This window comes from Nostoc sp. LPT (assembly GCF_017115165.1).
Taxonomy (GTDB): Bacteria; Cyanobacteriota; Cyanobacteriia; order Cyanobacteriales; family Nostocaceae; genus Nostoc.
Map to the genome: position 1 here is coordinate 1 of NZ_JABXKF010000094.1, position 11,890 is coordinate 11,890.

At 41.7% G+C, this 11,890-nt stretch carries 10 protein-coding genes and 2 pseudogenes; 2 read left to right on the forward strand and 10 right to left on the reverse strand.

Features of this window, described 5'->3' with window-relative positions:
* Nucleotides 1–92 precede the first annotated feature (92 nt).
* Complete coding sequence (locus HWQ58_RS18845) at nt 93–335, forward strand: hypothetical protein (protein WP_292865777.1); 243 nt, start codon at nt 93–95, stop codon at nt 333–335.
* A 173-nt stretch (nt 336–508) separates the two neighbouring features.
* Here HWQ58_RS18845 and HWQ58_RS18850 read toward each other — a convergent pair whose 3' ends face one another.
* The 10 genes and pseudogenes from HWQ58_RS18850 to HWQ58_RS18895 all read right to left on the reverse strand — a co-directional run.
* On the reverse strand, nt 509–1,909 hold the full coding sequence (locus tag HWQ58_RS18850; protein WP_292865780.1) for an FAD-dependent oxidoreductase: 1,401 nt from the start codon (nt 1,907–1,909) through the stop codon (nt 509–511).
* Between the two features lie 321 nt (nt 1,910–2,230).
* Nucleotides 2,231–2,458: a hypothetical protein gene (locus HWQ58_RS18855; protein WP_292865783.1), complete on the reverse strand. Its 228-nt coding sequence runs from the start codon at nt 2,456–2,458 to the stop codon at nt 2,231–2,233.
* Between the two features lie 61 nt (nt 2,459–2,519).
* Nucleotides 2,520–3,566, reverse strand: a complete 1,047-nt coding sequence (locus HWQ58_RS18860) for an ABC transporter substrate-binding protein (RefSeq protein ID WP_292865786.1) — start codon at nt 3,564–3,566, stop codon at nt 2,520–2,522.
* A gap of 16 nt (nt 3,567–3,582) precedes the next feature.
* Complete coding sequence (locus tag HWQ58_RS18865) at nt 3,583–4,656, reverse strand: aliphatic sulfonate ABC transporter substrate-binding protein (protein WP_292865789.1); 1,074 nt, start codon at nt 4,654–4,656, stop codon at nt 3,583–3,585.
* 278 nt (nt 4,657–4,934) lie between these two features.
* Nucleotides 4,935–5,303 (reverse strand): annotated as a pseudogene (locus HWQ58_RS18870) (MetQ/NlpA family ABC transporter substrate-binding protein); the annotation flags it as partial.
* 104 nt (nt 5,304–5,407) lie between these two features.
* Nucleotides 5,408–5,572: a hypothetical protein gene (locus HWQ58_RS18875; RefSeq protein WP_292865792.1), complete on the reverse strand. Its 165-nt coding sequence runs from the start codon at nt 5,570–5,572 to the stop codon at nt 5,408–5,410.
* A gap of 57 nt (nt 5,573–5,629) precedes the next feature.
* Nucleotides 5,630–6,598, reverse strand: coding sequence for an LLM class flavin-dependent oxidoreductase (locus HWQ58_RS18880; protein ID WP_292865795.1), 969 nt, complete (start codon nt 6,596–6,598; stop codon nt 5,630–5,632).
* Between the two features lie 101 nt (nt 6,599–6,699).
* Entirely contained in the window at nt 6,700–7,938 is a 1,239-nt protein-coding gene (locus HWQ58_RS18885; protein ID WP_292865798.1) for an acyl-CoA dehydrogenase family protein, read from the reverse strand.
* 514 nt (nt 7,939–8,452) lie between these two features.
* Nucleotides 8,453–9,250 carry a class I SAM-dependent methyltransferase gene (locus HWQ58_RS18890; protein WP_292865801.1) on the reverse strand — a complete coding sequence of 266 codons (798 nt, stop codon included), beginning with the start codon at nt 9,248–9,250 and terminating at the stop codon, nt 8,453–8,455.
* A 185-nt stretch (nt 9,251–9,435) separates the two neighbouring features.
* Nucleotides 9,436–9,678, reverse strand: a pseudogene (locus HWQ58_RS18895) (tyrosine-type recombinase/integrase); the annotation flags it as partial.
* 409 nt (nt 9,679–10,087) lie between these two features.
* Between HWQ58_RS18895 and HWQ58_RS18900 the strand changes: the two are divergent.
* On the forward strand, nt 10,088–11,839 hold the full coding sequence (locus tag HWQ58_RS18900) for an AIPR family protein (RefSeq protein WP_292865804.1): 1,752 nt from the start codon (nt 10,088–10,090) through the stop codon (nt 11,837–11,839).
* Nucleotides 11,840–11,890 lie beyond the last annotated feature (51 nt).

Genomic DNA, 11,890 nt, shown 5'->3' on the forward strand with positions numbered 1-11,890 from the left:
CATGAGCTTATGCGTTTAAAGCCCAATAAATTACCCTATTTTCAGAAGGGTCTGCATGCTATGTTCCTTATCCAATCTGCTTTTTAGCTTCTTTGTCACCCCTTCAGTTAAATCATCTTCTCTCAATTATCTATGGTGCTGAAGAACAAACCCTTGTGGTTACTCCAGAAGGAGCTATTTCAGGCTATTCGCAGGACTCGACATTTCTAGAGCAGGTGTTGTTTGAGGTAGTATCGCCTAACGCAGCAGTGGGCAATAGCGAACTTAACCTATCGAATGTGTCAAATTCAGTGCTAGATCAAGCAAGAACAGATGTTATTTGTTTTAATCGTTAATGAGATTAAAACATTTAATCAGCATTATTTATTGAAAATAGGTATTAAGCATTGTACTTTATCGCGTAAGCAGCTAGCATTAAAAGTTGTTGCTAACCTTACCTCTAGCGATTGCATCTGGTTGCAGACCATTTTAATTCACATTAGGCGTGAATTATAAACGCTACGCAGATTTAGCTAATTGCCACCTTGGCTTGCTGTTTCCACACCGCGTCTGCATACAATAATGTGTCGAAGTCCGGCGAAATGTTGCCGCTAGTGATCCGAGCTTCGTGTGATGACCAGTCAGCGAAGAATAAGTCATGGCTGATGCGTGCCACTACTGCTGGCACATCGCGTCGGATACTAAGTACGTCACCGATGGGCAGACCGAAGCTTACGAAGCCAGCAGGATTGAACACATGGATGTCTTTCAGGTAGGGGGCATTGCCAGGTACTTTCTCTTGGTATTCATGGGCGCTGCCAAGGTAAGGGTGGGTGCTGAGTTGATTGTCACGCTGGTCGGCTGGGGCTTCATAGCGATCGCGCCAAAGTGCGATGTGATGTGCAAATTCGGCGAGTTCCGGCCGCTTTGTCGGGTCAACAAAGTAACCAGTACCAACGATCGCAAAATCAAACTCAAAAACATCATCATTTACCTCAGCGACGATGCGATCCCCTTGATTGTCAGCGGCTTTCCAAGGTGCGGATAGATGCAGGTGGAAGTTAGAGAACGCTATTACCCGGTCGATTGCGTCTGGTGGTGGTGTAGAGCCAACTTGATGAAAGCGCCAAGCTTGGAACCAGCGAGCTGCATCAGGTAGTTGCAGATAGTTATAGTAAGCGCCAGGATAACCTCGCACGCGATTCATCGGCAGAGATGCGATCACTGACCGTCGTGCGAACAAATGTACTGCTTTAGCGCCTGATTCAAGTGCCACTCCTGCTGCATCGAAGGCTGAGGCCGCAGCACCCAGCACTGCCACTGTTTTACCACGCAGATTATTGAAGTCGATTTCATCGGCGGTATGTGCATATAAGGTGCGTGGCAGAGATGCCAATACAGGCGGTATATTTGGGCCACCAGTGCCAGCTACACCGTTGGCGAAGATAATTTTACGTGTGGTTTCCACCTGCGCGACACCGTTCACTTCTAGGTGTAGACGAAAGAAATCTGCATCCGGCTCAATCCGCACCAACTTCGTCCGATACCGAACTGGAATGCCCAGAAAATGCCGATACCAGCTGAGGTACTCAGCCCACGCCACTCGTGGAATGCGGTCAAGCGCTGCATAGCCCTCAACACCGTGCCGCGCCTCGTACCAAGCTTGAAATGACAGCGCCGGAATGCCCAGTTCTGGCCCTGGCAGGTTTTTCGGTGTGCGTAGCTTTTTCATCCGCGCCCGCGTCAGCCACACGCCAGCATGGGCTTCGTCCTCTGCCTCGTCGATGACTGTCACGCGGCCAATGCCGGCACGCCGCAGGGCAAATGCGAAGGTGCTGCCACTGCCACTACCACCTACTATCGTCACATTGTGGTCAATGCCTGAGCGATCGCTCACCCAGTTTTCGGGATCGGGGCCGAGTAGGCGCAACGCCTCACGTGCGGCAAAATCGAGGTCAGTCGTTGTTGTCATGTCGGTATTTGAGGATGAAATGAGATTTTATTGAGATTAATCATACTGAAAAGCATAATATCATGAGTAGCTAATAATTAGTTTATCTAATATTAAGCTTTACGAATAAAGTAATTACTGACTGTTAGCGAAGCGGTGTTGATGTCACCCAAATACTTGAAAGAAGCTACCCCACTAAAGCTGTACTGCACATTGCAAATTAGTTGAAATTTTCTATTAATTTGAGTAGCTGATAACGCTTATCTTTATTTATTGGCGATGCCTGCGGTAAATGCTCGCCTACGCCTTTAAAGAAAAACTTTTTAGTTTGCTGAAAATCCCAAACCGTTTTATTTCCTGCTTAAGAACACGCTCACGATCAGCAGATTCTTGTGGTGGGAATTCCCAAATATCACGGATCTCATCTTCTTGCTGATCTGTTAATTGGAGATGATGTGGTAATTGAGACTGTTGCCCAAATAACCAAGGTACTCCATTTAATAATTCTCTTTCTATTCCATGAAACATATTTTTACCCTTATTAAAAATAAGGTGATTTTGACATTTAGCTTTTTACTTCTTGCTACAATTATTGGCATTTGGCGATATCTTCGTTAAAACTGCTGTCCCAAAGTTGTTTTACATCAACTTTTGTGGGAATTACACCCGCTTGAAAAAAGGTATCAGCAACCTTTTGCTGAGAAGCAATAGCTTCGTCAGAAACAGGAAGTACTTCTTGACGACGCTGTTGTAGTCCTTGCTGGGCATCCTGATAAACAATGCCTTCATCAACATCAATGGTCTTTGCATAATTCTTCGACCACTTCTTAAGATGAGATTCCCGCCAAGTTTGGGATTTTTGCAAACGACAGAGAAAATCAGCGATCGCTACTTTCTTTTGCGGATCGGCGATCGCATTGGGTGAAGCAATAATTACGAAGTTACCACTCAAAATATCTTTTGCAGATTCTAGTACTTGCGCCCCTTCTTTTTTGGCTTGGGGGATGGAATAACCGTAGGTAGCCCAAGCATCAAGCTGTCCTTTACGAAAAGCAGCTAGTCCATCGGGTATCGATAAAGGAATTGCATTGATATCCTTCATCGTTAGCCCGACTTTTTCCAACATCTTAATCAGGAAGTAGTGGGATGTTGTAGCTTTAACGTAACCCACTTTCTTACCTTTGAGGTCAGCGATCGTTTTGGCAGTCGAGTCCTTGGGTATGAGTACAACTTGACCAACCGTAGGCCCTTTGAGAGTGGCAATAATTTTTACGGATGCTTTCGATTCAATTGCAAAAATCGGCGGAATTTCACTAGCTGAGCCTAAGTCAATCGCACCAGCATTGATTGACTGTACCATCAAATTACCCCCAGTAAACTCAGTAAATTGAGTTTGATAAGGGAAATTATCTAGTTTAGCTAACTTTAAATTTAAGTCCCAGCCACCTTTAGATTTAGCAACATGCAGTTGAGTTGTATTCAATAGTGCGATTTGGGATGAGCTAAGATTAGCAGCAATCGGTGTTGGACTGGTAGACTTAACCTCTGAGCAAGCTGTTGTTGCTAGAGCTAACAAGCAAGCCAGAGAGAAGAAAAAATTTTGCTGCAAATTGATAGACACGTTATTTTTGGGCATATTATTGTCATCTTTCCTACTTAACAGCAGTAGTTTCTAAAGGACACACTGCTGTAGCAATATCTACTCGTTGTGGAATAATTTTTTGCTCTAATAACCAATCAGCTGTTTTCTGAAGATTGGCGATATCTTCAGCATTAGGAAATACGTAAGACTCTGGGCCTCGATTTTTAGTCACCTGCTTGGCTACCGCATCAGAGACTTTTAGCTCTTTAACTAAAAAATCTGATGCAGCATTAGTATGTTGATTTAACCATTTACCATCCTCACTCAAAGCAGTGAGAGCAGCTTTTACAGCTACAGGATTTTCTTTAGCTGCATCACTACGAACAACCATAATGCCGTAGGTAGGAGCAGGGTGTGTAGTGGTGATTCTTCGCGCCTTATGCTCTAATTGGGCAATGGAAATATAAGGTTCCCAAACTGCCCACGCATCAACAGAACCTTGATATAGAGCAGGTGCAGCGTCATTCGGTGATAAGTAAACTCGCTGGACTTTATATGAAGGAATATTTTCTTTTTCCAAAACTTTTAATAACAGATATTCGCCTGCACCACCTTGATTAACAGCAACTTTTTTACCTACTAAATCAGCCGGTTTACGAATGGGATAATCACCACGAACTAAGATGGCATTACCTAAAGAATCTGGACTAGGACGCTGTACAGAACCAATACAAAGAGGTTGTCCAGCAGCAATTCCACAGATGGAAGGAATATCACCACAGCCGCCAATATCCGCTCGATTACCATTGAGAGAACTTAAAAGCGTAGCGCAACGGTCAAATGGCCCACTCCATTCAACTTTAATATTTTGCGTTACTAACTGACGCTCTAGCTCACCCCGTTGACGTGCAATGGGAATTATCCCACCTTTTTGGTAGCCCAAGCGAATCACATTGTTTTTATCTGTAGTTTTGGTATTAAGAGTTTTTGAAGAGGAATCTGAGTTAGGTGCGGCATTGATAGCTGTTTGTTGACTGCAACCAGAAGCTATCAAACCAAGAAAAGATGTTGCGATCGCAAAGATTGTATTAGCAGAACATTTTTGTTTGTACTGAAAGCAGTGTTCTTTTAAATAATTCACCACAATTGACTCCTTGATATCAATTTTTAGGAGTTTAAGCAGCCATATCTATGATAATAAAAATTATAATACTTTAAAACGATTGATTTACCGTAGTATAAGAAATAAGATACCACCTTTTGATGGGCTGTTCAAATCTAATCAATATTTCTTTATCTTTGACTATGAGAATTTAGCGCAGGTATTTCTATGTGAATCTACACTCAAGTAGTGAGAAAATAAACTGTAAAAGAACCATAGACACAAATATCAAAAAAATTCTTCGATTTGAGCGACAATCTCTAAAAAACTGGTATAATCCTTCCTTTGTATTCTTTATTGATAAAATCCTTGACGTTTGGATGGACGAGTAGTTTGTTTAACTTTTGAATCTTTGGTTCATTTTCTCGACCTTGTAATGAAACTAATGCAAGAGCGTATTTCTTGTCTTAAGCTGTTTCTTCACCCATAGAATTAGGTTCTATCCCTGCAAGTGCAACAGTTTGAGCAGAAGATACAATGAAATCTAGATCATTAATAGCTCGGACAACTTGTACACCTTCTACTTCTTTGATTTGCAAGTTTTTCGGGTTAGCAGAAATATCTCTTTGGGTTACAAATTGTTTAGGATTTTCTTTTAATTTAATTAAACCGTTAGTTGCTAATAACCGTAATCCTCGGTCAAATTTTTAGCAAATGGACTCAAATAAACTTTGCCTTCCTTTGCGCTTACCTCTGTGTTCCTCTGCGTTTAAATTTCAACCCCCAATTCCCCTTAAAACCTAAGTCCAGCCTGTTTCAGTAGTGGTAGAACGCGCTTACCGAAGAAATCCAGATCCGGCTCAAAATCATAAAAGGCAAGCTGGAACCCATCGACACCAGCTTTATTGAGTTGCAGAAGTTGCTCGGTGATTTGTTCGGGTGAACCGATTAGCTGCACATTACCGCCGATCGCACTACCAACGCCATGACGCAGATTTCCCTTTTGATGCCCCCTCTAGGCGTGTGCATCGCTGCTAACGCCAGAACGTCCAGCAATTGACTGATAATCGGCATGGTCAATAATCGCCTGAGCATATTCTTCCGCCTCTTTTTCAGTTTCACGTACGACAATAAGCGGATTTAGGAGAGTGCGGACTTGTCTACCATTAGCGATCGCCGATTGTTTGACACGGGCTGTATGGGCGGGTAACGACGACAAGGCGCTTTCTATGTCACCGCCAGCCGGACTGGTGATAAATACGATATCAGAATGGCGACTTGCAAACTCGATGCCAGCATCCGAGCCAGTGGCGTTAACTAGGATGGGGCGACCATAAAGCGGGCGGGGGCTGATGTAAGCATCCTTAAACTGCCAAGAACTTTGACTCTTGTAAGAAAAATTCTCTGTTTCCGACCAGAGTCGTTTGAGGACGGTGACAAATTCATCAGCAAGTTCATAGCGGCGATCATGTTCGATTTGGCTCCAGCCGAACAGTTCATGCTCATAAGCCCTGTGTCCAGTGACAACGTTAATTCCCCAGCGACCTTTAGAAATGTGGTCAAGTGTCGCACCAAATTTAGCCAGATGGATGGGATGCCAAGGCCCGTAGAGAACGTGAATTGTTGAGATTAATAGAATGCGTGAGGTAATGGCAGCAAGGGAAGCAGTAGCAATGAAGGCATCTAAACCTGCTTCTGTGCGAGTTGGCCCCTGTCCGCCCTTTGGCTGCCATGTGGAATAGCCAAAAATCAGGTCAAAACCTAACTCCTCTGCCTTTTGGGTCAGTTTGGCATTGTAATTAAATGACCAGTCTGTAGTACGCGGTAGGCTAGAAGAACTCCAACCACCGTGATGAATCGGTAAGAACAATCCTAGCAGTACTGGCTGCCGGAGAGCTTGGGATAATGGGCTTTGGAGATAATCTGTTAGAGAGGCGATCGCCTCTTTACTTGCTCTCAAAAAAGTAGTATCAATTGTACTCATAGTTCCTCTCAACGGTTTCGGTTGGCTGCGAGATCCCCGACTTCTGATAAATACTCATCAAGTAGTTTCGCGCATGTTAGAAGTCAGGGATCTGAACAAAATTAGAAGAATCCCCGTTGCGGCAATGGTGTACCGTTGATCTCGTAGTCGCCGATCGCACGAGCCTTAAAATGATTTGGGTTGTGTGAGGATAAGGTACGGGCGTTGCGCCAATGACGATCAAAGTTGGAGCTTTTCTTTGTTGTGGAAGCCCCACCCACTTCAAACAGCAAGGTGGCCGAACGTAGTGCTAGGTCATCAACAATCAATTTGGCTTTGGATGCACTCAGAGAAGTTGCCAGTGCCGCAGCCGTTTCTGCTTCCTCTCCTTGGGCTTGGGCAGCAGGGAGGCGATCAAGACCATCAGCTGCTGCCAAAACAATCGCTTCGGCAGCAAAGGCATTGGCGGCAATCTGTCCAACAGTCTGCTGCAAGATTGGATCTTCTGTTGCTTGCTCGCTTACGGCATGGTAGAAAGTCCGGGGTCTGGTACGAACGAGGGTTGTTGCATCACGCAGAACGCTACGAATAATGCCAGCGTTGATTGCTGTCAGGAATAATTGCGGAACAATGTTATATGGCAGGTTGTCTTTGTCTGTGTCTGTCTCAAAAATTACTTCATCTGTTTCTACACGGACATTAGTGAAAGTAGTTGTTCCTGTGCCTGTAAGTCTTTGTCCGAATCCATCCCAGTCATCCACAAGGTCAATCCCCTCGCGGTTGGTAGGAATGAGTACAAATGCTTTCGTGTCATCAGGTACTAACACACGCACGAAAATCAAGTCTGCGTAAAGGCTGCCAGTGCTGTAATACTTAGTACCATTCAGCCGATAGCCGTCGCCATCAAGTGTTAATTTTGTATTCACGACTTGACCGCCACCAGATCGCTTGGTTTCCAGTTCAGTTGTAGCGAGTCCAATAATTGCACCATCAGCAACGGCCTTGAGCCATCGGCGATTCCTCTGGGTGCGCTCAGAACGCAAAATCCGCTCTGTTACTGAGAAATGATTCCGCACAATGTGAGCGACATTTGGATCAGCATCCCCCAGCCGAATCACGACCTCAAACAGTTCGCGCGCCGTGCTACCACCGCCACCTTCGGCAACGGGGATTCGCAACGAACCTAACCGGGAACGCCGGATCAATTCAACCACATTATAAGGAAGGATGCGATCGCGATCGCGCTCACTTGCCCCCAGAGCAATAAAATCAAAAAGCTGCTGGAGTTCCGGTGAATTTGCTCTCACCGGAGCCGAAAATTGAATTGTTGTATCTGCAAGTTTCTCTGGACTCTTAATCATTAGTTTCTATCTCCGAATATCCTGTGGAAAATCTATGTTGGTGAGTGTGAGGCAATTGCTATTTCTGGGTGACACGACTTTAGCACTACAAAGTTGAAGAATGTTTCCAGCCTTGAGGCGATTACATCTGGTAACATATTCAAGCCACCGACTGCACTCGACAAAAACCATTCCTCTGTAAGGGTTTTAGATGTATTTAAGTTTTATAAAGCACTAAAAATCTACTGAATTACCGTAGTTTGATAATCCCAAATTTTCCCCAAGTTGTCAATCTGTTTTAACGTCTTTTTGCAGGAAAGACTCAAAGTTGAAAGCAAAAAAGCGTCTACGGAGTAAGTCCAAGGAAAACGCCAGTCGCCTACGCCTGCCTAATTTGTAAACTTCTTCAAGGACAATTTTTATCCTACTCAAAGGGGTTTAAAATCCCATACACAACGGGTGTTTGTGTTGGGGTAACAGTCCCCCTTACAAAACGTAACTGTTTAATCATATCTGCAAAATGATTTAGATAAGATTACAATAGGTGGGCTACGTATAAAGTAGTTAAGTAACCTTTAGTAATTTGACCATTGAACTTGGTATTAATTAATTCAGCGATCGCATGGAAAAAACGCGCTTTTGTAATGCGATCTAAATTTAGATGACCGGAGTAAGTATTTAAGAGGTTGAGATAACTTGCACTGTTGTATGTTGCATCCCATCGATAAGAGCGATAGACTACTTCACCAAACAAACCTGTTTGCTGAATCTCACCTGTTTTATTAGGGACTTCCTGCTCACGCAAAGGAGGCTCATCGTCTTTAACCAGTTGAGGAGCTAAACTTTGATATAGCTCCTGTACTTCTTCAAAGAAGCCATTACTAGCATCACTATATACATGTTCATTCCAAAATAGCGCGATCGCTCCTTCAGATGTGAGGGCTTGAGCCGTTTTTTTGTAAGCAATACTTGGGTCAAGCCAATGGAAAGCAGTCGCCGAAATCACTAAATCAAAAGCATTTTCTTGAGTCACCCAATCCTCAAAAGCGATGTTACGCACTTCTACTTGCGGATAAGCAGCCAGATTTTTTTGGGCAACCGTAGCAAGATTCTCACCCAACTCAATGCAGAGTATACGATAACCCCGGCGGGCAAAGGGCACAGTTGCCTGACCAGTCCCACAACCAATCTCTAATATCCTTCCGTCTGAAGTGATTTCTGAAAGAGATACCACATCGTCAAAAAGCGCTTCTGGATATCTTGGTCGAACTTGGTCATACAACAGTGCTACTCGATCAAAAGTGGTTTTTAACTGACTTCTTTCATCTGTCATGTGTTTGTGGTCGTATCATAATTTGAGAAATGCTTAAGGCTTAACATCTGTTGGAGTAAAAGCAGCATACTGTTCAGCAGAGAGAGTCGCATCCTTAACGTTGATTTTCTTTGTAATGAACTTTTGTTCATAAAACAAGTCCGCAATCTTCTGCTGTCCTGATAAAACTTCTTCACTTAGGGTTTTTAAAGTAGGGTGTTAACTTTGTACCATTTTAGGTGTTCAAAATTCATGCAAAATATATGCCAGTAGTTATAATCAAGCGGAATACGAACAGCTTTACCACCCCTATTAAGTACATGGGTGTAAATCATCGTGGTTTTTACATCCTTGTGTCCGAGTAATTCCTGCACTGTGCGGATGTCGTAGCCGTTTTGTAATAAATAAGTAGCAAAACTGTGGCGAAACGTATGACAACCCACCTTTTTTGAATACCAGCTTGGCGAACCCCTGAAAGTTGTGCAGAAAATTCCGTGTAATATCCTAAATAGGGATGTTATACGGAAAATTTCTATATAACACCAAGGGATACACGGAAAAATTCTGTATAATATCCAAAACAGGGGTTTAAAAAAGAAGTTTTCCGTATATCCAGAAAGAAGGTAGCTGTAATGCTTGATATATTAGGATTTAAAAAAAGATTATACGTACATTTTCCGTATAATAAATAGTTAGCCCGCTGAGTTATCGGTAAGGATACTACTTGGTGCTTGTTGCTTTACTAACCTGCCTAGCAGCGTAAGCTTACAGAAAAAAGCTTCTGCCCTGTTTAAGTAGTAAAAATTTAAGTCTTGAGGGAATACTACATTCAAGGACTCGTGAGCTACTAGGAGGATAATGAATAAATACGAAATCTTATTAAATGTTCTTGATCATTTAATATCAGAAGCTCCACCTCAATACAAATCCTATCACCCAGATCTATTAGATTTAGAGGGGTTAAACCAAGCAAGAGCAAAAGCATTTATACATTTGTTCTTTAAAGTGCGTTTCGGATTGTTAAAATTTTTAGAAAGAGAACAATATATTACAGATGGAACATCAGACGCTGGAATTGATGGTTACTACATTAGTTTAGAATATAGAACAATCTATTTTATTCAGTCTAAGTTTCGCACTACAAGAGAAAATTTTGAGACTAAATCCATTAAAGCTGAAGAAGTTTTGGCAATGGATATTAGTCGAATATTAGATGGGGAGGATTGTTATGAGAATGATACACCTTACAATTCAAAGATATTAGATCTCAAGAAAAAGATTGCTCAAATAGAAGATATTGGGCGCTACAAATACAAAGTTATTATTTTAGCGAATGTCAGCAAATTAACAGATAGTAAACTGAAGATGCTAACAGGAGGCTTTCCTACAGAGGTAGTAGATTTTGAGAAATCTTATAATACACTGGTTTATCCTGTTGTATCAGGAACTTATTATAACGAATCTGCACTGAATATTAATATTGACTTAAGCAATAAAAATGCAGGAGCAAAAATAAGTTATTCCGTTGAAACTAAACTGAGAAAATGTGAAATAACTGTATTGTTTGTTCCAACGATTGAAATAGCAAAGATTATGTATAAGTATAAAAACTCGATCTTAAAATATAATCCTAGAAGCTATCTTGATTTAGAAGGAAAAAATGTAAATGCAGCTATCCGAGAAACCATTGAAAGAAGTTGTACAAATGAGTTTGCATTGTTTAACAATGGAATAACAATGCTTTCTGATGAAACTTATGTAAATGAGAGAATTGGGCAGAAAGGACGTGCACAGTTAACTGTAATTAACCCACAAATAATAAATGGTGGTCAAACTGCTTTTACTCTAAGTCGTATCTATGAAGAAAACTCAGAGGATGCACGCCAAAAACTTTTTGAAAATAAAGAAGTCTTACTGAAAATCATAACCTTTGAGGAATCAGAGAATCTTGAAGACTCGAAGAAAAATCAATTAATTGAAGACATTTCGAGGGCTACTAATCAGCAATCTGCTGTTACCTATGCAGATAGACGATCTAATGATCAAGATCTCATTAATTTACAGCATATCCTGTTTTATCGTTATGGTCTTTTGCTAGAAAGAAAAAGGGGAGAATTTAGTGATGGGTTAAGGTCTGGCTATGTAAGGCTCAAAAATATATTTGAGAGATCATTATTTATAAAAGTGTGCTTTGCTGTACAAGGTAAACTTACCGAAAGTGGATACAAAAAGCTTTTCCGAAAAGTCGATTTTGAGTCTCTTTCCTACAAAGACATTTCTAAACTTGACTTGTATTATTATGGGATACTATGCTATCAGGAACTCTTGTCTCATCAAAATATAAGCTTTAAGCAAAATATTGATAGTCATAGACACTATTATGTCTGGATCTATGTAATGTCAAAATTTTACAGACCTAGAAATGTTGATGACTATGAAAATAAAGTAGCATTTGCTTTTGATGAAATTGAGCGAGAATGGGATAACTTCAATGAGTATATCTCAAAGCTTGAGCATAATCGTGCTTACATTAAAAAAGTAAAAGTTTTGGATTCGGATGAGCAAAAATTGGTATTTAATACTAATTCTCTAAAAGCTGGCTACAGATGAGATAATAAGATTTAATGAGAAGAGGGATATCCAATGTCAGGGGTCTATCAA